This window comes from Candidatus Binatia bacterium (genome assembly GCA_029248525.1).
Classification (GTDB): Bacteria; Desulfobacterota; Binatia; order UBA12015; family UBA12015; genus UBA12015.
The window spans coordinates 22004-46873 of sequence record JAQWJE010000052.1 but is presented as its reverse complement, the minus strand read 5'-3'; the positions used below and the strand labels follow the sequence as shown (position 1 = coordinate 46873).

General features: G+C 60.2%; 19 protein-coding genes. 9 read left to right on the top strand and 10 right to left on the bottom strand.

From position 1 onward, the window contains the following. The first annotated feature begins 40 nt into the window (after window positions 1-40). The 3 genes from metH (at window position 41) to P8K07_17095 (ending at window position 6513) form a co-directional block, all read left to right on the top strand. Window positions 41-3721: a methionine synthase gene (gene metH, locus P8K07_17105; protein ID MDG1960241.1), complete on the top strand. Its 3681-nt coding sequence runs from the start codon at window positions 41-43 to the stop codon at window positions 3719-3721. A 65-nt stretch (window positions 3722-3786) separates the two neighbouring features. Next, window positions 3787-5067 (top strand): hypothetical protein, encoded by a 1281-nt coding sequence (locus tag P8K07_17100; protein MDG1960240.1) that lies wholly within the window; start codon window positions 3787-3789, stop codon window positions 5065-5067. A gap of 45 nt (window positions 5068-5112) precedes the next feature. After that, on the top strand, window positions 5113-6513 hold the full coding sequence (locus tag P8K07_17095) for an MATE family efflux transporter (GenBank protein ID MDG1960239.1): 1401 nt from the start codon (window positions 5113-5115) through the stop codon (window positions 6511-6513). Between the two features lie 18 nt (window positions 6514-6531). On the opposite strand, the gene P8K07_17090 is transcribed toward P8K07_17095, so the two are convergent. After that, window positions 6532-6924: a protease inhibitor I42 family protein gene (locus tag P8K07_17090; GenBank protein MDG1960238.1), complete on the bottom strand. Its 393-nt coding sequence runs from the start codon at window positions 6922-6924 to the stop codon at window positions 6532-6534. Window positions 6925-7017: 93 nt separating this feature from the next. Between P8K07_17090 and P8K07_17085 the strand changes: the two genes are divergently transcribed. After that, entirely contained in the window at window positions 7018-7527 is a 510-nt protein-coding gene (locus P8K07_17085; protein MDG1960237.1) for a hypothetical protein, read from the top strand. A gap of 7 nt (window positions 7528-7534) precedes the next feature. Here P8K07_17085 and P8K07_17080 read toward each other — a convergent pair whose 3' ends face one another. Next, complete coding sequence (locus P8K07_17080) at window positions 7535-8392, bottom strand: sterol desaturase family protein (GenBank protein ID MDG1960236.1); 858 nt, start codon at window positions 8390-8392, stop codon at window positions 7535-7537. An 89-nt stretch (window positions 8393-8481) separates the two neighbouring features. Here P8K07_17080 and rssA point away from each other — a divergent pair, with 89 nt between their 5' ends. Continuing rightward, window positions 8482-9414, top strand: a complete 933-nt coding sequence (rssA, locus tag P8K07_17075) for a patatin-like phospholipase RssA (GenBank protein ID MDG1960235.1) — start codon at window positions 8482-8484, stop codon at window positions 9412-9414. On the opposite strand, the gene P8K07_17070 is transcribed toward rssA, so the two are convergent. From P8K07_17070 to cyaY, 5 genes are read right to left on the bottom strand one after another with little or no spacing between them, the layout of a single operon-like run. Further along, on the bottom strand, window positions 9399-10343 hold the full coding sequence (locus P8K07_17070) for a COX15/CtaA family protein (GenBank protein ID MDG1960234.1): 945 nt from the start codon (window positions 10341-10343) through the stop codon (window positions 9399-9401). The two genes, rssA and P8K07_17070, sit on opposite strands and share 16 nt — an antisense overlap. Before the next feature lies 1 nt (window position 10344). Further along, window positions 10345-11349 (bottom strand): MFS transporter, encoded by a 1005-nt coding sequence (locus P8K07_17065; GenBank protein ID MDG1960233.1) that lies wholly within the window; start codon window positions 11347-11349, stop codon window positions 10345-10347. Further along, window positions 11292-11696: an MFS transporter gene (locus P8K07_17060; GenBank protein ID MDG1960232.1), complete on the bottom strand. Its 405-nt coding sequence runs from the start codon at window positions 11694-11696 to the stop codon at window positions 11292-11294. The genes P8K07_17065 and P8K07_17060 overlap by 58 nt, the downstream gene beginning before the upstream one ends. Then, window positions 11693-13132 (bottom strand): YdiU family protein, encoded by a 1440-nt coding sequence (locus P8K07_17055; GenBank protein MDG1960231.1) that lies wholly within the window; start codon window positions 13130-13132, stop codon window positions 11693-11695. Before P8K07_17055 ends, P8K07_17060 begins: the two co-directional genes overlap by 4 nt. Window positions 13133-13149: 17 nt before the next feature. Further along, window positions 13150-13470: an iron donor protein CyaY gene (gene cyaY / locus P8K07_17050; GenBank protein MDG1960230.1), complete on the bottom strand. Its 321-nt coding sequence runs from the start codon at window positions 13468-13470 to the stop codon at window positions 13150-13152. Between the two features lie 177 nt (window positions 13471-13647). Between cyaY and P8K07_17045 the strand changes: the two genes are divergently transcribed. Together P8K07_17045 and P8K07_17040 are read left to right on the top strand one after the other, a co-directional pair. Further along, entirely contained in the window at window positions 13648-14718 is a 1071-nt protein-coding gene (locus P8K07_17045; protein ID MDG1960229.1) for a dihydrodipicolinate reductase, read from the top strand. Window positions 14719-14800: 82 nt separating this feature from the next. Continuing rightward, on the top strand, window positions 14801-16864 hold the full coding sequence (locus P8K07_17040) for a hypothetical protein (GenBank protein MDG1960228.1): 2064 nt from the start codon (window positions 14801-14803) through the stop codon (window positions 16862-16864). Here the strand turns inward: P8K07_17040 and P8K07_17035 are convergent. From P8K07_17035 to P8K07_17025, 3 genes are read right to left on the bottom strand one after another with little or no spacing between them, the layout of a single operon-like run. Further along, window positions 16861-18873 (bottom strand): dynamin family protein, encoded by a 2013-nt coding sequence (locus tag P8K07_17035; protein ID MDG1960227.1) that lies wholly within the window; start codon window positions 18871-18873, stop codon window positions 16861-16863. The two genes, P8K07_17040 and P8K07_17035, sit on opposite strands and share 4 nt — an antisense overlap. Next, window positions 18870-20333, bottom strand: coding sequence for a DUF3482 domain-containing protein (locus tag P8K07_17030; GenBank protein ID MDG1960226.1), 1464 nt, complete (start codon window positions 20331-20333; stop codon window positions 18870-18872). Before P8K07_17030 ends, P8K07_17035 begins: the two co-directional genes overlap by 4 nt. Beyond that, window positions 20317-21786 carry a DUF2868 domain-containing protein gene (locus P8K07_17025; protein ID MDG1960225.1) on the bottom strand — a complete coding sequence of 490 codons (1470 nt, stop codon included), beginning with the start codon at window positions 21784-21786 and terminating at the stop codon, window positions 20317-20319. The genes P8K07_17030 and P8K07_17025 overlap by 17 nt, the downstream gene beginning before the upstream one ends. Before the next feature lie 121 nt (window positions 21787-21907). Here P8K07_17025 and pgi point away from each other — a divergent pair, with 121 nt between their 5' ends. After that, a complete protein-coding gene (gene pgi, locus P8K07_17020; GenBank protein MDG1960224.1) occupies window positions 21908-23548 on the top strand; it encodes a glucose-6-phosphate isomerase in 1641 nt (546 codons plus the stop codon). Continuing rightward, the gene (locus P8K07_17015; protein ID MDG1960223.1) at window positions 23548-24867 is read left to right on the top strand and encodes a chloride channel protein; all 1320 of its coding nucleotides are present in this window, start codon (window positions 23548-23550) and stop codon (window positions 24865-24867) included. The genes pgi and P8K07_17015 overlap by 1 nt, the downstream gene beginning before the upstream one ends. Window positions 24868-24870 lie beyond the last annotated feature (3 nt).

Sequence of the window (24870 nt, the reverse complement as noted above, 5' to 3'; positions counted from 1 at the left end):
GGGAGAGCCCGGGAAATAACCCGGAGGAAGGGTTCCATCCGTGGCCGAGCGAGATACTGAAACAATTCTGAGGGAAATTCTCGACGAGCGCATCCTCATCTACGACGGTGCGATGGGCTCGATGATCCAGACCTACCCGCTCACCGAAGAAGATTTTCGGGGCGAAGAGTTCCGGGACCACTCCCATGACCTCAAGGGCAATAATGACCTGCTCTGTATTACTCGCCCGGATATCATCGAAAAGATCCACCGGGAGTTTCTCGAAGCCGGCGCCGACCTGATCGGAACCAACTCGTTCAGCGGCACCTGGATCGCTCAGGCTGACTACGGCCTGGAGGCATCCGTGCGGGACATCAATGTCGCTTCGGCTCGTGTCGCGCGTCGTGTCGCCGACGAATTCACCACGGCTGAACGACCGAGATTTGTCGTAGGCGCGATGGGCCCGACCAACCGGACGCTGTCGATTTCTCCGGATGTCGAGAATGCCATCAAACGTGATGTGACATTCGACCAGCTCCGCGACGCCTACATCGACCAAGCAGAGGCCTTGCTCGACGGCGGCGTCGATATCCTGATGGCCGAAACCAGTTTCGACACGCTGAATATCAAAGCCGCGATCTGCGCAATCGAAGACGTCTTTGAAAAACGGGGTGCCCGAGTCCCCTTGATGCTCTCGGCGACGATCACCGACCAAAGTGGTCGCACCCTCTCGGGTCAGACCATCGAGGCCTTCTGGCACTCCGTAGCTCACGCCAACCCGCTGACGGTCGGCCTGAACTGCGCGCTTGGCGCCGATCTCATGCGGCCCTATGTCGAGGCCATTGCGGCGACATCCTCCACCTATATCTGCGTATATCCCAATGCAGGATTGCCCAACGCCATGGGAGAATACGACGAAACTCCCGAAAAGATGGCTTCAACCGTGCGAAGCTTCGGCGAAGCTGGGTGGTTGAATATTGCCGGAGGGTGCTGCGGCACGCAGCCCTCCCATATCAAGGCCATCGCCGAATCGCTGGAGGGACTCGCGCCGCACCGCCTGACCAAGAGCGACGGGCTTACACACCTGAGTGGTTTGGAAGCACTCGATATCCGACCCGAAACCGGATTCATGATGGTCGGAGAGCGAACCAACGTCACGGGCTCGTTGCGCTTCAAGAGGCTGATCAACACCAACGATTTCGAAACCGCTCTCGAAGTCGCCGCCGATCAGGTCCGCGGCGGGGCCAATATTATTGACGTCAATATGGACGCGGACCTTCTGGATTCCGCCGAAGCCATGACCAATTTCCTCAATCTGGTCGCCACGGAACCCGAGATCGCGCGCGTCCCGATCATGATCGACAGCTCGAAATGGGAAGTGATCGAAGCGGGACTGAAATGTGTTCAGGGTAAATCCATCGTCAATTCCATCTCGCTCAAAGAAGGCGAAGAGGCCTTCATTGCGAGCGCCAAAAAGGTCCGCAGTTATGGTGCTGCCGTCGTCGTCATGGCGTTTGACGAAAATGGACAGGCGGTCGATGCCGATCATAAGGTCTCGATCTGCGAACGTGCCTACAAAATTCTCACCGAGCACGTCGGCTTCCAACCCGAGGACATCATCTTCGATCCGAACATTCTCGCGATCGCCACAGGCATCGAGGAGCACGACGACTACGCCGTCGCCTTTATTGAGGCAACTCGGCAGATCAAGCGCCGCTGCCCCGGCGTTCATATCTCCGGCGGCGTGAGCAACCTCTCTTTTTCCTTCCGCGGTAACGACACCATCCGAGAGGCGATGCATTCTGCCTTTCTTTTCCACGCCATGCGGGCCGGAATGGATATGGGCATCGTCAATGCGGGCCAACTGGCTGTCTACAAGGATATCCCGGCCGAGCTCCTCGAACACGTCGAGGATGCCATCCTCAACCGTAGACCGGATGCCACCGAGCGCCTCGTCAAGCTGGCCGAGACGGTCCATGGCAAGGGAACCGAACGAGTCGAAGACCTGACGTGGCGGGAAGCACCGGTCGAGGAACGACTCTCCCATGCCCTCGTGAAAGGCCTCGTCGACTTTATCGAGGAGGATACCGAAGAAGCCCGCGCAAAACTCGAGCGCCCGCTGCTGGTTATCGAAGGCCCGCTGATGGATGGCATGAAGATCGTCGGCGACCTCTTCGGGTCCGGGCAGATGTTCCTGCCGCAGGTGGTGAAAAGCGCGCGTGTGATGAAAAGGGCGGTTGCCTACCTCGAGCCCTTCATGGACGCGGAAAAAGATAGCGGTGAAGCCACCAGCCAGGGCAAGGTCCTGCTGGCCACTGTCAAAGGCGATGTCCATGATATCGGAAAGAATATCGTAGGAGTCGTGCTCGCCTGCAATGGCTACCAGATCGAGGATATGGGCGTGATGGTGCCTGCCGAGACAATCCTCGACAGGGCAAACGAGATCGGGGCTGACATCGTTGGACTCTCCGGCCTGATCACACCATCGCTTGATGAGATGGTCCATGTGGCTGCCGAAATGGAGCGACGCAACTTCAGCCAACCGCTGCTCATCGGCGGGGCCACAACCAGTCGTGCTCATACCGCCGTCAAGGTAGCGCCGGGCTACAAACAACCGACCGTGCACGTTCTCGACGCATCGCGAACCGTAGGCGTGATCAGCAGCTTGCTCAACAAGGACCGGCGCGAAGCCTACGAGCTGAAGAACCGCGAAACACAGGCGCAATTGCGAGAGATGTACGAGCAACGGCGGAAGACACCGCTGGTCTCGATTGACCAGGCACGCCTGCGCAAGGCCGACATCGAGTGGAGGGCGGAAGACGTCAGCACACCATCTTTTCTCGGCAGACGAGTCATCGAGGACCTGCCTCTGGAAACGCTCGTCGATTATATCGACTGGACGTTTTTCTTCTCGACATGGGCACTGAACGGGAAATACCCGGCCATTTTCGAGGACCCCCAAAAGGGCGCGGCTGCGCGAGACCTCTACGACAATGCGCAAGTCCTGCTGCAACGTATCCTCGATGAAAAGCTTCTTCGTGCGAGCGGGGTCTATGGTTTCTGGCCAGCCGCCTCCGATGGCGATGATGTGGTTCTTTTTGATGAAGATGATCGCGGGCGCGAAATCTATCGCTTCCCGATGCTGCGGCAGCAGGAGACCAAGGTCGAAAATCAGAAGAATTACCTCGCACTCTCCGATTTTGTCGCACCGATCGAGACCGGACTGCAGGACCATATGGGGGCCTTCGCCGTCACCGCCGGGCTGGGTGCCGAAGCCCTCGCGCGCTCCTTCGAAGAAGAAGGCGATGACTATCAGTCGATTATGGCCAAGGCGCTCGCCGATCGTCTGGCCGAAGCCTTCGCCGAATACCTCCATCAGCAAGTGCGCCGCGAATGGGGCTATGAGACTGGTCCGGTTCTGAGCCATGCGGATCTCGTCGGAGAAAAGTATCGCGGGATACGTCCCGCTTATGGATACCCTGCGTGTCCGGACCACTCGGAGAAGGATAAATTATTCGAGCTGCTGCAGGCCGATCAGGCAGGCCTCGCTCTGACGGAAAGCTGGGCAATGACGCCGGCGGCTTCGGTCAGCGGCATCTACATCGGACATCCCAAGGCAAAGTACTTCCAGCTTGGACGCGTCGAAATCGACCAAATCGAAGACTATGCGCGTCGCAAGGGCGACCCTCGACGGCGTATCGAATCCGCCCTGCGCCCGAACCTGGCCTACGACACCGAATGATGTCGCAAGCCTTGGCGATGCCACAGGCATTGCCTTCGATCTGAGCATCCGAAAGTATCGAGTCGATGCTGTGCAGCCACGGACTTCCGACCACAGGCGCCGATGACGCATCCATTGCGGCCGTCCACAGTTTTCGCGACCACCTGATGCGGATGGCTGGCGGGAATGAGGGCATTCTGGACGCGGCCGAGGCCGCCCCGCAATGCCCCCTGCTGCAACTCTACGCGGCCATCTTTTGGCTATACGCCGGAACGCGGGCCGGGAATATCGAAGCCGAAAAATGGATCCAAGGGGCCGAGGGCTCCATCGCGGACGCCAACGCCCGAGAAAAATCACTACTGGAGGCCTGTCGCCGCTGGCAGGTCAATGATCCCGAAGGAACCATCGATCTTCTGGAGGAAATCACCAGGAAATATCCGCGGGATACCGTCGCGGCCAAGGCGTGTGAATTCAACTACTATCTCACCGGACAGCATTTTCAGGCAGCGCGCTTCCTCAGCCATATGGAGCGCCTGATCGGCGCGAATTCTACGGACCCCGACCTGCAGGCGATGTACGCCTTTGCACACGAGCTTTCCGGCAACTACGACAAGGCCCGCCAGTGCGGCGAGAAAGCCGTCGAACTACGGTTCGCCACACCGTGGGCACACCATGCGCTATCGCATCTGGCGCTGGTCACCGGAGACCTCGGTCGCGGCCTGCAGGAGCAGGAAGATTTCCTCCCGACGTGGAACAACCCCGGGCCCAGCATTCACGGTCATAATGCATGGCACTTGGCCGTTCTGCGCCTTCAGGCCGGAGACCCTGAGGGCTGCCGGGAACTTTACGAAAGCCACGTCTGGGGTCATATGCCGACGTCCAAGGGAGAACAGGCCGATGCCATCTCCCTGCTCTGGCGAATGGAACTTCAGGGAGAAACAGTACCCGCCAGGCGTTGGGAGACCCTCGCCGAGGCTTGCATGGATACCGCCGACGAGGCCCAGAGCCCCTTCGTCACCGCCCATCGGGGCTATGCGCTGGCGCGGGCTGGACGAACGGCTGAACTCGAGACCTTGCAAAGCGCCCTCGAAAGAGAGGCCAGGCAGGGAACTGACCTCCGGAGAAGTGTCTGGCGTGAGGCGGGCCTACCCGCCTTTGCCGCTAGTGTCGCTGCCGGCCACGACGATCCCGAAGGCGTGGTCGAGGCCTTGCTCCCGGCGGCCCGGGAAATCCCCCGGATCGGCGGCAGTGACGCCCAGAACGATCTTTGGAGAGAGGCTCTCGCCGATGCGCTGGGCAAGCTCGGGCGGGACACCGATCGAAAAAAGGTCCTGAAACTCTTCCCCGGCACCCGCGATCTCACCTAGATTTGCGCCTCGGAGTTGCGGTTCGAGGTCCTGTGGCGTTCCATCATGATTGTGCCGGAATCTTCCCTCCCTGACCGCGCGAGTCCTTCAGGCTCGCCTGCGGATGGAGCGCCCGGAGCGCTACCGACCGGACTGCGCTCTGTTTGGGCTCTGGCCTGGCCGGTCACGATCGCGATGCTCTCGGAGTCTCTGGTGGGTCTGGCCGATATGCTGATGGTAGCCCAACTTGGCGCGACCGCCGTGGCAGCGGTAGGAACAGGTGGTCAGATCGTCAGCGCAGCGATGGTCACGATGACGGCCGTTGGCACGGGCACAATGGCACTGGTCGCCAGACATATCGGGGCGGGCGAACCCGACGAAGCTGAACTGGTCCATGGGCAGTCGATTCTGGTCGGGCTTCTGGGTGCACTGGGGATTATCGCGCCCATCATTTTCTTCGCCGGCCCACTCATCGCTCTCTTCGGCGTAGAGCCGGGTGTGGCCACCCTTGGCGCCTCCTACACCCGCATCGTGATGCTGTCGATTCCTTTTGCGGCGACCGTCTTTGTCATCGGAGCGGCGCAACGCGCGGCCGGCGACACCCGGACCCCGCTATGGATCGGCATTGTCATCAACATCCTGAACGTCTTTCTGAACTGGGTTCTGATCTTCGGCAATCTGAATGCGCCGGCACTGGGTGTGGAAGGCTCCGCCATCGCCACCATCATTGCCTTCGCGGTCGGTGGCAGCCTCGCCAGCGCCTTGGCCCTGGCAGGCCGTCTTCGTGTTTCCGTGCGCTTGCGTGATCTCCGACTGCATACAGCCACCATCAAACGAGTCCTGTGGATCGGCTATCCTGCGGCTCTGGAGCAAGCCTTGATGCAGGTGGGGTTCCTCGTCTATCTGATCTTCGCCGTGCGCTACGGCACAGCCGCCGTCGCCGCCTATTTCATCGGAGTCCGCATCCTGTCGCTGTCGTTCCTGCCAGGTTTTGGCTTCGGTGCGGCCGCCAGCGCGCTGGTCGGTCAGAACCTCGGCGCCAAACGCCCGGAGGAATCGGCCAACGCCGGTTGGATTGCCACCGGACTTTCCGTTTTGCTGATGACCGCCGGGGGCATCCTCATTGCAGTCTCTGCCGAACGCATCGCCAGCCTCTTTGTCGACGACCCGGAAGTCATCAATAACACCGTCTGGTTTATCTATATGTTGGGGATTTCGCAGCCCTTCATGGCGATCGATTTCACCCTCGGTGGAGCCTTGCGCGGTGCGGGGGACACCCGTTTCCCTCTGTGGACGGTGGTGGTCGCGTTCTACGTCGTACGGCTCGGCTTGTCGGCGCTGGTCGTTTTCGTCTTCGACCTCAGCCTTCCCTGGCTCTGGGCGACGCTGATCGGCGACTACTTCGTCCGTGCCGCCTTGAAGACCTGGCGCTTTCGCTCCGGACGCTGGGCCCGAATCCGCATCTAAGCCTCGGGAAACAACTCTTCAGAAGGATGGCTCGACCCGGACCTCGTAGAGCTTGCTCTGCGCGGGGGGGACACCGACTTCCCAGACGCGGCGATACACGAGCCTGAAGGTCGTGGTCCCCGGCGACAGACAGCGAAACGTCCAGACCGCGTCTCCGCCGGTGCCAACAGCCCCGGGTGTCGCGGAGGGCGCCGGAACGAGATCCGCCCCCTCGGATTTGAGGATGGAGGGGTCCGGCTTGGATGCCAAACCCCACGAAAATCCAGTCGACGGATTTGCCGGAAGCGCGACCCGGACTTCCTTCCCGACGGCACATGAGAGCGCATCGGCTTTCCCCGCCGCAGAGTTCGACGACGACCCACCGGCGGGGCCGGAAACCACCCCCGCACATCCCACGAGAAATCCGCTCAAAAACAAGCAGGCTACCAAAATCTTCCGATGAATTTGCATGTCCCTGACCCACGCCATACTACGGCAGGGAACCACACAACAAGAGGAGTCGAAATGTACCGCACATGGAGCCACACACTTTTTGCCGCCATCGCCGTCCTGACCCTGGTCGCGTGCACCCAGAAAGGCGCGATCAAGGGGCGCCTCGAAGTCCCGGGCAGCACCGGCACCGAACCCGTTTCCATGGAGTGGCAGGAAGATACCTTCGACAACTCCGGCAAGCTGGCGGTATCCCTTCCAAGTGGCGAGTTGTTTACCGGCCGCTACCTGCAAATCACATCCACAAGCACCGCGGACACTCTCGGCACCGGCTTCGGTGGCTGGGGCGGTTGGGGACCTTATTGGTCAGATTGGGGTCCCTATGGCGGTCCGTGGATGGGTGGCGGCGGCTACTCGACCTTCCTGCAAAATTACAGCGGCAAAGTCATCTCCACCCTCTTCGGCAATCAAGGTGCCGTCATGCGCTGCCGGTTCCAACTCGCGAACCCGGAAGAAGGCATGCCCGGTGGCGGCGTCGGCGAATGCCAGCTGAAGAACGGGGACAAGATTCAGGCTCAGTTCTGAGCCAGCTTCACAACCGTTCTTCCCTTCCGCGGCGCCAGCGACGGAAGGGAAAGACCATCTGGCCCAGCAGTCCCTCCGGCACGGCCTCCTCGGGCGTCCCGTAGGCTGGTGGGCCCTTGCCTTCCGGCAGATAGAAAGTGCCAAAAAGAAGATCCCAGAGCGGGAAGATCGAGGCGAAGTTACAGGCCTCCCCATCCGCCACCGCATGATGCCAACGATGGAAAGCCGGACTCACCAGAACGTAACGCAGCGGGCCGAAAGTCCACGGAACGTTGGCATGCTGGAGCAGCGAGTAGAAGACCAGCAGTGGCACCCATGCCGCGAGCAAGAGCGGGCTGAACCCGAACAGCACCAGAGGAACAGCCTGCAAAAGACGGGCAAAAAGATCGTTCAGCGGGTGCACGCGCACGGCTGATAACCAGTCCACATCCTCTGAGGAATGATGGACCGCATGGATCGGCCAGAGTCCTGGCGCATGCAGCAGCCGGTGCGCGAGATAACCGAGAAGATCGGCCAGCAGGAAAAAGGAAAGAACCTGAAGCCATACGGGTAGAGTATCGACGAACCCGCGGGAGTTCAGGAAGGCCTCGAGATGCTCGGCAGAGGGGTGCACTCCCGCAGCCAGAGCGGCAACCACAACGCAGCATCCGATCACGACAGAGGTCAGCGGCTTGGTCACCAGAGGCGTGAAAAACCAGTAGATCGCATCGGTTCGAAAGCCTTTCCGAAAACCGCGCTGGCCCGCGACCGCTGGCTGCAGTCGCTCGAGCACAGCAAAAAAAGCACCAAAGCCGGCAAGGCCCAGCAGGATATCCAGCGGCTCCATGGTTACAGAAGTATCATAAATCGACGAACTTCGTTGCATCGCCCCCCGCCCTGAAGGCATTCTGGGGACGCGCGCCTATGGCTGCAAACGATAAACTTTCAGGCTCTCGATCGAAACATCGCAAGAGAATGCGTCTGGGCATCGCTCTGGGCAGCGGCTCCGCTCGCGGATGGGCTCATATAGGAGTCCTGCGGGCCCTGCACGAGATGGGCATTTCTCCCGATATCGTGGTGGGCACCTCGGCCGGCGCGCTCGTCGGCGGCTCCTACGTTTCCGGACAATTGGATGCATTGGAAACGTGGGCACGATCGATTGGCAAACTCGACGTGGTTCGCATGATGGACATTGCACCAGCCCGGGGTGGTGTGATCTCGGGTTCGCGCCTCTTCGATGCGTTTCGTCGAATTGCCAGGGACGTAGAAATAGAAGAACTTCCCAAGGCCTTTACCGCAGTGGCAACCGACTTCGAAACAGGGCGCGAGATCTGGCTGCAGGATGGATCGCTGCACGACGCCGTGCGGGCATCCATCTCGGTGCCCGGCCTGTTCTCCCCTTTCTCCTATGATGGCGCCTGGTTGGTTGATGGCGGTCTCGTCAACCCGGTCCCTATTTCGGTATGTCGAGCACTCGGCGCGGATCAGGTCATTGGCGTCAACCTCAGTGGTGACCTCGCCAACCGCAATACCCAGCTGACCCAACCGGCTTCCTTCTTTGGCGACGATCCGCTCGCGCTCGAGGATACGCTTGCACGACTCCCACCCGCCCTGCGCGATCGAATCGAGGGCCCGGCTCGTTTCTTCCTCTCTCCGCGATCGTCGGAGAAGGAAAAGGCTCCGAGTTTTTTCGATGTAATCGCCGGCTCGATCAACATCATGCAGGATCGCGTTACCCGAAGCCGCATGGCCGGTGACCCCGCTGACATCCTGATCGAACCGCGCCTCGAAGGAATACGGCTGCTCGATTTCGACCATGCGCGCGAGGCCATCATGGAGGGACATGCAGCCACCGAACGCATGCGCTCGGCACTCGAGAGCCTGGTCGGCCCTCAGGACGCGGGCTGAGCCGCGGGTTGAGGTACCTGCCGCGACAATGCTTCGGCGGCAAACAGAATCAGCACAATCCAGATCAGATCCGCCATGAGAAGGTGAATCACCTGCAGCCATACCGGAGCAAGCAGCCATAGGTTCAAAAGCCCCAGTGCCATCTGGCCGAAAAAAAGCGCCAGCAGGTAAGAAGCCCAGCGAGATGCGCGGGGTGTATTCACCGCCATGGTCGTGGGCCAGATCGTCGCGAGGAGCAGAACGCCGGTGGCCAGTGCCATGATCGGATGCCAGACCCGCAAGCGCACAAAAAGGTGGGAATCCGGCGAGAAGGTCATCGCTGTCCCTGAAGCGAGGTCCTCGGCCGGGAAAAGCGTGTCGCCGAGAGCCGTCAGCGCTCCCGTCATGCCAAGTGCGGCCACCCAGAACAGAACAAAACCCAGACGGAGCCCCAGACGGCTGCGGAAGCTGAATGATTTCCCGCCTGAAGCCAGATAGGCAGTCCACGTCAAAACCAGCAGCAGGACGTAGGTGTTGAGAAGGTGGCCACCTACCCACCAGCCGCGCGCCAATTCCTTGTTGTCAGCCACGTATTCCAGAAGAACCAATCCGGCGCCCAGCAGGGCTTCAAGCAGCATCACCACCAGAGATGCCCATGCCGCGCCGCGCACTGGTGAGCCCGCCGGATAAACGCGGCGCGCGCCCCAAACCAGCCCGACAACCAGAAGGAGGTCGACTCCACTGGTCGCTCGGTGCCCAAACTCGATCAGGGTTTCCCAACCCGGGGAGAGCGGCACGACCTCTCCGTTGCAGAGCGGCCAATGACTTCCGCATCCAGCACCCGACCCGGTCGCGCGCACAACCGCGCCCCACAAGATGACCAACACTGTCGCCCAGAGAGTTCCCCAGGCGAAACGAGCAAACCTTTGCTGGCTCGGCGAAAGGTTCATCTCACTGCCTTCCGACACGCGACTCGAGCGCGGCCAGAACTTCCGCATGCCGCTCTCGTGTGAGCGGGTACCGGATCGCAGCGAGAAAGCCGAGAAAAAGGAAAAGCGCCGGACCGAGACTGGCCAATAGTCGAATCATCAGAAGTACCGAGGGGGATTGTTCCTGGCCATCTTGAAAGCCGGCGAAATCCAGCAGCGCGAGTGCCAGAAACACAGCCACCGCACCTGCCAATTTACGAAGGAACATCAGGAGTCCATTATAGAGCCCCTCGCGCCGCTCGCCAGTTTCCAGGTCATCTTCGTCGATGACATCTCCGACCATCGACCAGGGCATGATATCGACCGCCGCAAAACCAAAGCCGGCGAAAAGAATGCCGGCAAAGCCTACCCAACGGGGCCAATCCGGCGACACGAGGAACAATGATAATTGCGTCGTCGTCCAAAGTAGCGCCCCCATCATGAAGGTGCGCTTTTTATCGACTCGCTTGCTGACCCAGAACCAGAAGGGAAGCCCGAACACCGCCGCCAGCAGGAATACCAGCATTGCGACCTCAAAATCCTCGGTACGACCCAGCCAATATGTAAAGTAGAGGATCAGCATCGCCCCGACGAGATCCATGGCCAGACGACCACAGACATAGAGGGACACCAGCCGAGCGAACGTCCGGTTGCGCAAGGCCGACAGCAGACTGGTGATCAAAGGCGGCGATTGAACCTCCTCGCGTCGGAACTCCGGTCGCTCGAAGCTGACGCGGTAGACCCAAAACCAGGGGAGTGCCAAACCGCCCCCGTAGATCGCCGCAGCCAGCCCCCAGCCCTCAGGTCCTCCGCCAAGCGAGTCGGCAAACCCCCGCATGCCTATGGCGCAAAAAATGCCCACGGTCGCGCCTACAGAACGATAGGTATTGAGGGACGTACGATCGTCGTAATCCGTTGCCATCTCGGGAATCAAAGCAAGATAAGGGACCGAGCAGACGGTCGAGGTGATGCTGACCAAGGAATACATGAACGAATAATAAGAAATAAAGTGAGCTGACTTTCGACATCAGGAACGATCCAGAGCATCGCGAAACTGAGGCCGAACGGAATCGCTCCGATCAGGAAATAGGGACGGCGGCGCGCGCCGCCGAAATTGGTTCGGTCAGAAAGGCGTCCGATCAGAGGGTCGCTGATCGCGTCGACAAATCGCCCTACAAGCGGGACCGCGCCGGCCAGAACCGGCCTGAGCCCGGCCACCTGGGTCAGAAAAAACGTCGCGTAGATCATCGTCAGCGCCGTCAGCGCGGTGTTGGTGCTGGTATCGCCGAGAGCATATATCGTTCGGGAGCCAGCTCCGAGGCGGCGACCAGTCATTCGGTCGCCACTCCCTCCGAAGGATTCCCGAGCTGCAGGATGGCACCCATCCTTCGGATCTCGGCTACTTTCGTGTCGAAGCCGGTCCAATCGTCGTTTTCGGCGATCGGATCCCACAACGACTCGACTTCCTCGACCAGCATCGTGCAAGGACGGGTTGCCGCAAAATAGTCATCGCTCAGCCGTCCCGCATCTAGAGGCTCGAAGGTCCCCAATGATTGCCGCAGGGGGGCAAAAGTCGAGTGTTCATAAAACTCGGCCGATGGACCCGCCGCAGCCCGGCCTGCGCTCGCCTCTCCACCCCACCAATCGAAGAGAAAATTCTCGTAGCCGACGCCACTCTTCTCCAGGAAGGCCCGCAGCAAAGAGAGGATGTCCGCATCCCGATCGTCTCCGCAAGCCCGGAGTCCCAGGCGGCGCAGCATCGCTTCGCGATAGGCGCGGAAAAAAGTCTCGGCAAAAGAATCCAGTGCTTTACGTATGGGCTCCTCTGCAGATAGATCGATCAGGGTTTCGGCCAACCTCTGCAGATTCCAGAAAACCGCATCCGGCTGGCGCCCGTAGGCGTAGAGACCCTGATGATCGAAATATGCCGCGGTGAATCCCATTTCATAGGTGGGTACAAAGCGCCACGGACCATAATCGAAGCTTTCGCCTGTCACGTTCATATTGTCCGTGTTCAAAACCCCATGAACAAATCCCGCGGCCATCCAGGACGCGCAAAGTCGCGCGCTGCGCTCCACAACGACGCGCAAGAAAGCTGACGGCGCATCCGGTGATGCCGCGGTCTCGGGGGCGTAATGCGCAATGGCATAGTCCAGCAATTGGGCGAGTTTTTCTTTTTCCTGTAAAGCGGCCAATCGCTGAAAACACCCAAATCGCACATGCGAATGTCCGAGACGAACCAGAACCGCCGAACGTGTCGGCGAGGGCTCATCACCGCGCCACAAGGACTCGCCTGTTTCAAAAAGAGAAATGCTCTTGGATGTATAGACGCCCAGAGCCTCGAGCATCTCGGTCGCCAGCACCTCCCGGACGCCTCCCTTGAGTGTCAGGCGTCCATCCCCCTGCCTCGACCACGGGGTCTGTCCACTCCCTTTGGTTGCGAGATCGAGAAGTCGACCCTCGCCGTCGCGCAATTGGGCAAAGATAAAGCCGCGCCCATCGCCCAAGTCGGGATTGTAGGAGCGAAACTGATGACCATGATAGCGCACGGCAGCTGGTTTGAGGAGATTCTCGGGCAGCGGTTGGAACTTGGCAAAATGATTCGTCCACTCATCGGGCGTGAGGTCACCCAAGCCAATGGCCGATGCCCATTCCTGATGCCGAAAGCGAAGGCGATGTTCAGGGAATTCGGCGGGGGCGACTTCATCGGAAAAGCCTTCGCCGAGGCTCTGCCACGCCGGGGCTGGAGCATAGCTGTCAGAAAATGGCATAGGCGGCTCCCGGAACCCTAGAGAGTGACTGTCCGGCCGATTTTTTCCCCGACAACTTCAGCGATGCGAGCATAAAGTTCGTGCTGATCCTTGTCGTCCAACCAAGCTTGGCTTTCGGGAGACCAATTATAGTGCCAGGCGCGAACGCCCGCGGCCAACCACATCTGGGAGTTCCCCGACTGGCGATTCAGAACAAATTTCTTCCCGTCCGGAAAATCGAGGGAAACCATCCCGTCCGTGGTCGAATAATCGACCTCTTCGGGGTCCAAACCTTCCAACCAGTTGGCCACTCGATCGAGACAGGCATCCGCCAGATGGAGATATTCCTGATTTGTCATGGATACGGAAGAACCGGAAAGCCTGCGCCGAAGCAAGTCGACACCGCAGCACGCATTGCCTTTTCATCGTCGCGGCTTTCCCCTATTCAGGAGGCACGGGACCTCTGACAGGTTCGAGAGCAAGTAAATCGGGGGGTCATCGGCACCCGAATCCGCCATCGCAGGAGACAAGAGAAGATGACATATCGAGTGGTTCAGTGGGGCAGCGGAAACATCGGTAATGAAAGCCTTCGGCATGTGATTCGGCACCCCGACTTCGAGTTGGTCGGTCTGCATACCTTCAGCCCGGAAAAAGTCGGCAAGGACGCTGGTGAAATTGCCGGCCTTCCCACCAAAACCGGCGTGATCGGCAGCAACGATATCGACGCCCTCCTCGACCTCAAACCGGATTGTGTCCTCTACATGGCCAACGGCGAACCGCGACCGATGGAAACCGTTGCCGAGATGTCAGCCGTTCTCCGACGCGGCATCAATGTCCTTTCGACGGCACTGGTCTGGTTGATTCACCCCCCATCGGCCGACCCCGCGATTCGCGACCCGCTCGCCGCCGCCTGCCAGGAGGGCCAATCGACGCTCTTTGTAAATGGCATCGACCCCGGATTCTCGGGCGATGTGCTTCCGCTGGCGGCTCTTCAGGTCAGTGATCAGATCGAGCAGGTTCTGGTCCAGGAAATCTTCAACTACGCTACTTACGAAGACCCCGGGCTTGCCGGGTTCGCCTTCGGGTTCGGAGAACCCGCCTCCTTCGACGCGCCTCTCGGCATTCCCGGCATCCTGAAAACGGGCTGGGGCCAGATGGTGCAGCTGATCGCCGACCGAGTCGGGATCAAGTTGGACGATATCGAGGAGACCTTCGAGCGGGCTTATACCCCCGAAGCCTTCGATACCCCGATGATGCATGTTCCCAAGGACGCATGCGCCGCGGTACACTTCCGGGTCGAAGGCATGGCCTACGGTCGTCCGGTCATCGTGACCGAGCACGTCAATCGGCTGCGCGATGATATTGCGCCACACTGGCCCATGCCGCCCGAGGGGCGCCAGGGCATTCACCGCTGCACGGTCACCGGCAACCCCACGGTGGTCCTCGAATCTCATATGTCGAGCGGTGAGGGCGACCACGTCAAAGGCGGTGTTCAGGCGGGAGCTCTGCGGATGGTCAACGCGATCCCGGAAGTCTGCCGCCAAGCGCCCGGGCTGGTCAGCACGCTGGATCTACCCTTCACGCCCTCGACGAACTTCAAAAAATAGGCTTCATATCCGCACTTCGATCTCATAAATATGCTAGCTTCGCCGGCATTCAGCCAGCGAGGAAAGAGGCCGAAAAGAGATCATGGACCAAAGACTGAGACACGTAGCCGCAGGACTGCTGCTCCTTCTGGCCACCCTCTTCGTCTATCGGTCCATTCTACCCGATATCAGCAACCGCCTGCCGGAACCGGCCCGGCATGAAACTCGCCAGGCGAAATTGGTCTACCACGCCGATCAGGTAGCGGTCTCGGGCATGATCGGGCTGAAGGCGTCTCGGATGTTGGCGGATCCTCTCCATTTTGCCGCCAAAAGCAGTTGCTTCCCGCTGACCGCCCCCTACACCCTCGGTGAGCATATGTTCGGGGAAGCAGCGCTGGGCGTGATCCCGCATGCTCTCTCGCGCAATCCGGTCACCACCTTCAATATCGTCACAATTCTGCACCTGTGGATCGCCGGGCTCTCGATGTACACGCTCGCTTTTTTTTGGACGCGCAGCGTTCCGGCGGCCCTCTTTGCCGCCATTCTCTTCGCCCTGCACCCGCTGCGCACCACAAACCCGGCACATCTGTTCACCACTGGAAATATATGGACGCCATTGGCGCTGCTCGCTGCGCATCGGGTCATCTATGGTGGCCGCTGGCGAGACACCTTCGCCCTCACCGCGCTTCTGATTCTGCAACTTCTGGAGAGTTTTTATCAGGCCTTTGGTTTGTTCCTCCTCGGCGGGGTCTATGGCGCAGATCTCCTCTGGCAGTACCGGGACCGCCTGAAAAATCGCATTCCTCAGATTGCCGTATTCAGTGGCACCACCGGAGTATTTGCCTGGTGGCTTTTTGCTCCCTACCTGCACGCCCGCGAAACCTGGGGCATCTTGCAAGGGCGTGCCTCTACAGTCCTGCTCCAACCGACCGACTTTCTCCCCGGCGGCGACGCGAGCATCGGCTGGCTTACCCTGCTGCTATTGCTCGTGGGTCTGGCCGACCGCATCCGTAAACCACGGCGGCGCAATGGCGTGGACCCCCGCCTCCCGCTTCTGGCGGGAGGCTTCGCTATCTTTCTCTGTTGCATCCCGACGGTACCGGGGCTCGGGATTCCGAGCCCCATTTTCGCCTTGCGGGAGATCCTTCCCGGCATGGACGGCATCCGGGTGCTTCGCAGCATCGCGGTAGGCGTTTTTCTCGTCGCTGATTTTCTCGCGGCCTATGGAATTCTGGTGCTTCTCGAATGGTTGCCGCGAAAAATACGTCCCTTTATGGCCACGGCCATTCTGGCTCTGGCCTTGATCGAAGTGACGCACCCGCGGATCTCGGCCTTGTCTCTGGGCCGCTCGGCACAGATCGACTCCCGCGCAGCAGGGCTCACCACAGAGATGCAAGAGAGCTACCGGAAAATTCCCGAAGGCTCGGTGCTCGATCTCCCCGCCTACTTCGGGCCCTGGAGAAAAGTTGCTGACGGGCCGATCTACCTTTCCGCTGCGGGCTTTCACGGGCAGCCCACGGCCGCTTGCTATAATTCTTTTTCGACCTACGTCCAGGACGGCATTCAGGAATTGGCCAAAAACCTCCCTGCAAAAAATGCCTCGGATGCACTCTACGCTCTCGGGTTCCGTACCCTTGCGATTCATCAGAACCGAGGCGGCATAAACGAAAATCGTCGCCTGCGCCCGCTGGTAGCCGATCCGGATCGGCTCGAGTTGATCGAGAAAACCGAAGACGTTCATCTCTACAAGCTCAAGGGATCCGTCGATATTTCAGAGGACTTGAATCACCTGCAGGCCACACGCACCACCACCTACGCGCACCCGATCACGCGCCAAAAGCAATGGGTTCCCATCTATATGACCAATGAGTCGGATTCCGTCTTCCGACACCCCGAGCCGATCGAGCCCCGCCAGGTCGCCATCACCTGGAGAACTATGCGCGGCAAGGTTCTGGCCAAGGGCACGAGCACGGCCTTCCTCCCGCTAGCGATGGGGCCCCGAAGCGAGATGGGACGCGGCATCGAACTCGACATCCCGCATCTACCCGCCGGAAACTACCTGGTGAGCGTGAACTTCGAGGACAGCATGGATCAGCCACTGGGAACGACCCAGGTGACCCTGCAAGCGGGAGCCGGATTGAGCGGCCCACGAGAGAAGGCCGACTAGTCGACGACCGAAGTTTCGTAGGCAACGCCGACCTCAGCGAGAAGCGGCGAGATTTCCTGCGAGAGGGCCGCAAGGGCATCCGCCTCGACCAGAACTTCCAGCAATCCGGACAACTGCACGGCTGCCGCGGCAGCGGCTTTCTTTTCCTTCCGGCCGCGCTCCTGCAAATGGTCCCGGAGCGCGCGACATACCGCCGCCACATGTCGACCAAAGACTTCGTTGGTCGCTCTGCCCAACGATTCTTCCGCGATACAGAGAATTCGCTGGCGCATTGCCTGCATCAGGACCGGGCGAGCCTCCGAGAGACGGCGCTGCTTGGTGGCCGCAGGAATCGGACGAGACGGCAGATCCTCGGGACCGAAGAGGCTTCGGCGGACAGACGCGTTCCGCCGCAAGAATAACCAATCCCAGACCGAGCGTTTCACGGGAAGAATCCCCAGAGGAATCCAGGGCGTCAGATCAATCGCGACGGCGGGTTCGACCACCTGGCTCAGGGCCTCGCGCGCGACCGCAGCCACCGGAAGATTCAGGGCGTCGGTCTCCTGACGACAATCCGCCCGCAGCAACGCTCCAGATACATCGCTACCCACCACCGTGCGGCTCACCTCCGCCGCAATCGAAACGGTCTGCTTGCGAGAATCCGCGACGACCTGGGATATCTCGAGGCGCATCAGATCCGCCAGACTTTGATCGCTTTCAAACCAACGCGACACCGCGCCTTCAGCCTTGCTGACGGCACGCGGGCCAATCGACCCGGTCTGCTCACCCACGAGGCGCCTGACTTCCTCACGAACGTCCGCGAAGGCTTTCTCCCAATCGTGACCGACCAATTCATCCGCGATCTTCTCGCGGACTTCGGCAGCACTGCGGTCTTCCTCCAGCAGAATCGCGGCCTTCCGCATCTCCGCGATCGCTCCGGTGCGCAGGATATCGGCAAGGTCCTCCATCAGACTTGTTGCCTGTCGGGTCGTATCGCGCATGAAGGCCTGCAGGAACTCATGTCCAGCCAGATAGTCCTGCAAATCTTTCTCGAAAACCTCGAAACCATCGGGCATCAGGGACGGGACGGCCGCGCGGGCGGGATTCAGTCGACGACTCGCCGCTTGCTGCAGATCGACCGGATAGATCTGCAAGCGTTTTTCTTCCCATGCTCGTCGCAGCTCTGCATTCATCGCCAGGCTCTCGAAGGCTTCGACAATCCTGTCCGGGGCCATCTGTTCGAGACTGGGCGCCAACTCGCCTGCCGGTCCCAAATCTCGTTTGGAGGTATCCAGATTTACCACCAGAAAAATCCGGCTGAAGAGGCGAAGCAAATCCGAGAACTCATCGAAAATCTGCTCCAGAAAGAGGTTCTCGGTTTTGACAACAAAAATAGCGCTCGCGGCCTTGTCTCTGAATTCGCGAGCCATCGCGTCATACCCGAACTTCATTCGGCTGTAGAGGCCGGGCGTATCGACGAGCATCGCCCCCGACTCGGCCAGCGGCCCCGCCGGCATCCGCACATCGATGCGGCGGATCGCGCGGGGAAGGTCGGCTTCCGGCTGGATATCGCGCCCGACCTCCTCCGCATCGCGCAGGGTTTTCGCCAACTCGCGATGCGCTTCGTCCAGAAGACTTTTCATCGGCGCGAGATCATCAAAAGCAAGCGAGGTCCCGTCGTAATGGGTCACCTCGAGGCGGCGCTCCCCGGCATCGCCGACAAAAACCATGCAGGGGTACGCGGGCAAACTCGAGACCTCGCTCACGTAAGCCCCCGCCAGAGCATTCATCAAGGTTGATTTGCCGCTTTTCAGCGGGCCGAAAACGATCATGAACGCCTGTTGGGCTGCCGCCTTGTCCAGAATCAAGTCGAGACGGCTGCGAATATCCGTGAGGGCCGCGATACCTGTATCACGCCCCGAAGTCTCTTCCGGCAATCTCCGGATCGACTCTACCATGCTGTCCAACGGCTTCGACAAAGGTCGGAGGCGTTGCTCGATGGCCGCACAAAATTCTCCAAGTGGTGTCATTCAGGGTTTTCCCGAGGCTCTGTGGAATCCGTCGTCGGCTGCAAATCCCGACCGAGGAAATGAGCCGCCTCAGGATAACCTTCCGAGAGGATATCGAGAAGAGTGGATTTCGTAAGGTCCGGGAAAACAGACGAATCTTCGCCATCCCGAGCCTGATCGACCGCCGAAGACAGGGTTTCCTGACGCCCCTCGAGGGCCCCCTCGACCAGGCCGCTCCAACGCTCCGGGTTCCCGGTTTCCCGCCAGGCGCCGCGTCCCCGACCGAAATGAGCGACCGCCAGATAGCGGAGGATTGACTGGCGGTAGAGATTTTTCAGGAACTCGTCACTCCAGCGAACCTGCTGCACATCCTCACCCCGAACGAATTGGTACCCTTTGCGCAGGCCCGCGGCGCCGGCGGCACCCAGAAGAGCGCCGGCCACGGCGCCACCCCCGAAAGTCAATCCACCCACAGCGACGTCAGCAACCAAACCACCGGCCGCACCGCCCATCGCTGCCCCCAAGATCGTGGTCCTTGAAGCCGAGAGAGCGGCGGCCCCGGGCAGATCGAAATCCTCGCGCAATCGGTCCCGAGCCACCGTCTGAAAACGACCTTCGAGGCCATGCTCTTCGATCAGCTGATCCATCAGCAGAGTCGTCGCCTCATCCAACCTCTGGGAAAGCACGCGCGTGGCACGCCGCTCCTCGGTCTTGCCGGGGGACTGCCCATCCAGAACCTCGAGGTCGCCGCTGGCACGCAGCAAATAGTCGCTCACAGCTTTCGACGAACTCTCGAAAACACCAAGATTTCTTTCCTGCCAGACGTTCTGCAATCCATGCATCACAGGCTGGCGCGCATCGGAGAGCAGTTTCGAGACCCGCTCGAGGAGAATCCCTTCCTGGACCCAGCATCGCGTGAACGCATCCAGCGGGAGGAAGTCCTGCACGATGGGCCATTTGGCCAGCGCCTGACGCCAGACCTCGACACGCTCCTCTTCCTTGCCGACACCTGTCTGGTTGAGAAGAACCATGACCGGTTTTTCCATCCAACCAAGAAGCTCCATCTCGTAAGCAACATAGCCCGCGTCACCGGGATCCTCCGACGCGTTCACCAGATAGAGGATCACGTCTGCCTCAGCTCGAATGTTTCGCACAGCCTGCTGGCTCGAATAGAGCGGGCGGTCACGATAGCGGTCCCAGATTTGATGCAGGAACCAACCAAGGGGATTGCCTTGGTGCTTTAACCGGTCCATCAAACGCGCGGAGTCGCCCAGGCCGGGGGTATCCCAGAGGCGCAAGGCATCGTCGCCATGCGCTACCAGATCAAAGCCTTCCGACTCCTCGGTCACGTGGGCCTGATCGAGGACCTCTCCGATATCACGGCGCAGAATCGTCCGCGCCAACGTCGTTTTCCCCACGTTGGTGTGTGAGATCAGGCTCAGGGTTACGGTACTCATCGCTTGCTCATGCCCCTCGATCATCCGTGACAGAGGCTTGCTCGGCAGCCGCCACGTCTTCCGGTCGTAATTCAGTACCCAGATCCAGATGAACCGCGGTCAGGCCAATTTCACGGATCACTCGGTCCCAAGTCCTCTCTCTTTCTAGCGCACGAGCGTCCTCGGTCCTATCGAAGCGCGCACGCCACGGCGATCGATCCACCACCGCAAGCACCGCCCTCCCCTCCGAAAGCGAGAGCAAATGGGTCAAAAACTCCCCGTGGACCTCCCGTTCGGGAGATTGCGCCAGGGAGAAAACAACAATGACCAGGTCCGGGACCGGGCCATCGGTCCTCAAGGAAGTCCCGGCGCCGTAGACAAGAGGTTCCCCCAGCCGGGCGGAAACACCGTGGCCGGCAACCTCGAGGGCCAGTTCCAAGGCCGTATCCCTCTCTTTTTGGGGCAAGGTGTAGCTGTAGGGAAGGATCTCCGCGAAGAACCCGCTGCCCTCACGCGAACCCCGGAGCACCCGAAAAGATCCGGACAGGGGATCCACAGGCAAATCCTGCCCGCGTCGGTGGGCCACCAAAAGACAGCCCAGCAGCAGAACCGTCCGCGGCAGCAAAACCGTGAGTCCCGCGGTCAGCGCCCAGAGATGAATCCAGGGAGCGGCCATCACGGCCCCTCCCGGCTGACGCATCTGCTCGAGAGCGGCGACGTCCGGCAACGCGATGCCCAGCATCCAGGCCGCCGGCCCGAGCGTTACCTGGAGCAAAAGCTGGACGGTTTCCGGGTCGAGGAAGGTGCTCTCCCACGTCGCCTGATACTCCAGTGCCAGGCCGCGCAGGTACATCCCCAGCACAGCACCACCAACGGCCAACCCCGCACCGGCGTGGAGGAGAGCGCGAATCCGCAATCCCGCGATGGGAGCAAATTCCGCGGTCCAGGAACGCAGATAGGCAGGGAGTGCGCGGGCCACAATCGCTGTCTCATCAGGGTCGGGAGCGTTGAGTCGTGCACACGCCCATTCCCCCGCCCAGGCGTAGAACGCCGAGGCTCGACCGGGCCCGAATCTCGGCTCCGCGACCGATTCTGGCGCGCCCTCGCCCCGAAACACCGAAAAAATCAGCACGAGATACGCGAAGAAATTCCAGAGAATCAGGCCCAGCAGAGGAAAGGCGAGAAGGCTGATATAACGCTCCGGCCCCGCCACATTGGTCATCAAGCCGGAGAGAAGAGCCAAAACGCCAACCGGCAGAAAGCTCGCCTGCGAAACCCGGGTCAGGCGCAGAACGCCGGAAATCCCCGATACTCGCTCCATCAACAGCGCAAGCAAGGCTCGGGCGCGATGCGCAGCCAGTGCTGCAGGCGGGCCACCTGCGGCGAGAGCCTCCTCGGTGGCGGCCCGACGCGCGCGCACGCGCAGTAGAAGCCCCTCGGGGTCTGCTTCCTCAACTGCCCGAATCAGGGCAATTTTCTGTGCGTCTCGCTCGCGCATGCTTCTTAATCAATCGGAATCCCGGGGCAACCGCCAGAGCACACCCCTTGTCTATCCACTCGCAGAAGATATTGTCCCGCCGAGGTCACGCTGTCCCTTCTCCAGGAAAGGAATTCGGAAAATGTCTCAATCCCCGCGCCCCACCGAAACAGACGAGTGGAAAGCTCTCCAAAATCACCAGCAAGAGCTGGCCGATGCTCACCTCCGAGAGATGTTTGCCGACGATCCGGGCCGTAGCGAAGCACTCAGCCTCGAGGCCCTCGACCTCTTCGTCGATTTTTCAAAAAACAGACTTACCACGGAAACTCTCGGTTTATTGCAGGCGCTGGCCGGGCGCATGAACCTGAGCAAACGCATCGAGGCGATGTTTTCCGGAGAGAAAATCAATATCACGGAGAATCGCGCCGTACTGCACGTGGCACTGCGAGCGCCCCGAGACGCCGTCATCGAAGTCGAGGGCAAGAACGTCGTGCCGGAGGTCCATGCGGTACTGGACCAAATGGCCGGCTTCGCGGAAAAAATTCGCAGCGGGAGCTGGACCGGCCATACCGGCAAGAAAATTCGCCATGTGGTCAATATCGGCATCGGAGGGTCCGACCTCGGGCCGGCGATGGCCTACGAGGCTCTGAAATCCTTCAGTGACCGTTCGATCAGCTTCGACTTTGTCTCCAACGTCGATGCCACCGCGTTCGCCGAGGCGGTCGAGGGCAAAGACCCGGCGGAAACTCTTTTCATCGTCTGCTCCAAGACCTTCACCACACTGGAAACGCTCGCCAACGCACACAGCGCACGCCGTTGGATGCTGGACGCTCTCGGCGACGAAGCTGCCGTGGCCCGTCATTTTGTCGCGGTTTCCACGAACGCAAAAGAGGTGGCGGCCTTCGGCATTGATACCGCCAATATGTTCGCCTTCTGGGACTGGGTGGGCGGGCGTTATTCGTTTGATTCCGCCATCGGACTCAGCCTCATGGTCGCGATCGGCCCGGACGGTTTCCGGGAGATGCTCGCCGGCTTCCACGCCATGGATGAGCATTTCCGGACAACGCCCCCCGAAAAGAATCTTCCCGTCCTGATGGGCCTCGTCGGCATCTGGTACAACAACTTCTTTGGCGCACAGACGCAATCCATCCTCCCCTACAACCAATATCTCTGGCGACTGACCGCCTACCTGCAGCAACTGGATATGGAGAGTGACGGAAAGTCGACGGACCGCGAAGGGCGACCGATCCACGACTACCAAACCGGGCCCGTCGTCTGGGGCCAGCCCGGAACGAATGGCCAGCATGCCTACTATCAATTGATTCATCAGGGAACCAAGCTGATTCCCTGCGACTTCATCGGCTTTGCCAAACCATCGCACGATATTCGCGACCACCATGAACTTCTGATGGCCAATTGTCTTGCACAGACCGAAGCTCTCGCATTCGGAAAAACGGAAGATGAAGTTCGCGCCGAAGGCGTACCCGAAAATGAGGTGCCGCATCGTACCTTCCGGGGAAATCACCCGACCACCACGATTATCGTAAAACGCGAACTGACGCCGCATATTCTGGGTCAGCTGATCGCCCTCTATGAACACAAGATATTCACCCAGGGGACGATCTGGAACATCAACTCGTTTGATCAATGGGGCGTCGAATTGGGCAAGGTTCTCGCCAACAAGATCGTCCCCGAGTTGAAGTCGGACGAAGAGACGACCCTCTCGCACGATACTTCGACCAACAACCTGATTCGCCGATTCCGGCAATGGCGACGTGCCTGATGGAAATGTCCACGAAATCCCGATGGCAGGAAAGCCTGTTCTCTCTGCATGCACTGCGGCGACATTCCGTGTGGATTCTGGCCGCATCAGCAACCGGTGCCGTCGCGGCCTTGTTTCGATACCTCGACGACTGGAGCGTTCTATTTTCGCAATGGTTGCAGACGGTCTCGCCCTGGATTCAGCCGGCGATGCTCTTCTTCGGCATGATTCTCATTTGCCAACTGCGCGACCGTTTCTTTCAGGGCACCGATGGAACCGGCATTCCTCAGGCTATCGCCGCCTTGAAGATCGAGGACGGGCCGGCCCGCAGCCATGTTCTTTCCTGGCGCATTCTTGTCGGTAAAGGTCTGCTTCTCGCGATCGGCCTCTTCGCCGGCATGACCATCGGCCGGGAAGGACCCTCGGTCCACGCGGGCGCCTGCTTTATGTACCTCTCCAACCGCTGGGGGAAATTCCAGACATGGTTGGTGCAACGAGGCCTGATCCTCGCAGGAGGCGCTGCCGGGATCGCGGCTGCTTTCAACACACCCATCGCGGGTGCTGTTTTCGCATTGGAAGAAATTGGCCGTTCGTTCGAAAAGGAAAACGCAGGCACGATCGTGCGCACCGTATTGGTCGCATGCATCGTCTGCATGACACGCTTCGGCGACTATTTGTTCTACGGCAAAATAGAGACCCGCCTCGACCAGCCCCTCGAATGGTTGGTGGTCCCGGTCCTGGGCGTGGTCTTCGGTTTGCTCGGAGGGCTTTTTGCCCAGAGCCTGCTGCTGACCACGCGTCCCTACGGTCGCTTCTATCGCCGACAACCTCTCATGGCGGCCGCTTCTCTCGGCGCGGCCATGGCTCTCCTGGCGATCCTCTCGGAAGGGTTCAGCTACGGCAGCGGATACCCTCATGCGGAAGCCATCCTGATGGAAGGGACCGAAGTACCGACTTGGGGATTCGGGGCGATTGCTCTGGGGAACTGGATTGCGCTGCTGAGCGGAATCCCCGGAGGACTCTTTGATCCCAGTCTTGCGACCGGCGCCGCGCTCGGCCAACTCGTGGCACCCTTTCTGGAGTTCATGGACCCCAAAGCGGTGATTCTCCTTTGCATGGTGAGCTATTTCTCCGGAGTCGTCCAAAGCCCGATCACTGCTTTTGTGATTCTCGTCGAAATGACCGATGCCCGCTTCATGACCCTGCCTCTGGCGCTTGCCGCCATGATGGCGTTCGAGGCATCGCGCCTTGTCTGTCCGACGGCTCTCTACGAAGGTCTGGCCGAAAACTTCATGACTCGACTACGCCCACCCGAAAGCAAGGACGCCCCTCCTGCCTGACGG

What these genes read in the sequence shown, in the direction of transcription:
- P8K07_17100 (MDG1960240.1), top strand. Translation starts at nt 3,787, where the DNA reads ATGCTGTGCAGCCACGGACTTCCGACCACAGGCGCCGATGACGCATCC.
- P8K07_17095 (MDG1960239.1), top strand. Translation starts at nt 5,113, where the DNA reads ATGATTGTGCCGGAATCTTCCCTCCCTGACCGCGCGAGTCCTTCAGGC.
- P8K07_17085 (MDG1960237.1), top strand. Translation starts at nt 7,018, where the DNA reads ATGTACCGCACATGGAGCCACACACTTTTTGCCGCCATCGCCGTCCTG.
- P8K07_17080 (MDG1960236.1), bottom strand. Translation starts at nt 8,392, where the DNA reads ATGCAACGAAGTTCGTCGATTTATGATACTTCTGTAACCATGGAGCCG.
- rssA (MDG1960235.1), top strand. Translation starts at nt 8,482, where the DNA reads ATGCGTCTGGGCATCGCTCTGGGCAGCGGCTCCGCTCGCGGATGGGCT.
- P8K07_17070 (MDG1960234.1), bottom strand. Translation starts at nt 10,343, where the DNA reads ATGAACCTTTCGCCGAGCCAGCAAAGGTTTGCTCGTTTCGCCTGGGGA.
- P8K07_17065 (MDG1960233.1), bottom strand. Translation starts at nt 11,349, where the DNA reads ATGTATTCCTTGGTCAGCATCACCTCGACCGTCTGCTCGGTCCCTTAT.
- P8K07_17060 (MDG1960232.1), bottom strand. Translation starts at nt 11,696, where the DNA reads ATGACTGGTCGCCGCCTCGGAGCTGGCTCCCGAACGATATATGCTCTC.
- P8K07_17055 (MDG1960231.1), bottom strand. Translation starts at nt 13,132, where the DNA reads ATGCCATTTTCTGACAGCTATGCTCCAGCCCCGGCGTGGCAGAGCCTC.
- cyaY (MDG1960230.1), bottom strand. Translation starts at nt 13,470, where the DNA reads ATGACAAATCAGGAATATCTCCATCTGGCGGATGCCTGTCTCGATCGA.
- P8K07_17045 (MDG1960229.1), top strand. Translation starts at nt 13,648, where the DNA reads ATGACATATCGAGTGGTTCAGTGGGGCAGCGGAAACATCGGTAATGAA.
- P8K07_17040 (MDG1960228.1), top strand. Translation starts at nt 14,801, where the DNA reads ATGGACCAAAGACTGAGACACGTAGCCGCAGGACTGCTGCTCCTTCTG.
- P8K07_17035 (MDG1960227.1), bottom strand. Translation starts at nt 18,873, where the DNA reads ATGACACCACTTGGAGAATTTTGTGCGGCCATCGAGCAACGCCTCCGA.
- P8K07_17030 (MDG1960226.1), bottom strand. Translation starts at nt 20,333, where the DNA reads ATGATCGAGGGGCATGAGCAAGCGATGAGTACCGTAACCCTGAGCCTG.
- P8K07_17025 (MDG1960225.1), bottom strand. Translation starts at nt 21,786, where the DNA reads ATGCGCGAGCGAGACGCACAGAAAATTGCCCTGATTCGGGCAGTTGAG.
- pgi (MDG1960224.1), top strand. Translation starts at nt 21,908, where the DNA reads ATGTCTCAATCCCCGCGCCCCACCGAAACAGACGAGTGGAAAGCTCTC.
- P8K07_17015 (MDG1960223.1), top strand. Translation starts at nt 23,548, where the DNA reads ATGGAAATGTCCACGAAATCCCGATGGCAGGAAAGCCTGTTCTCTCTG.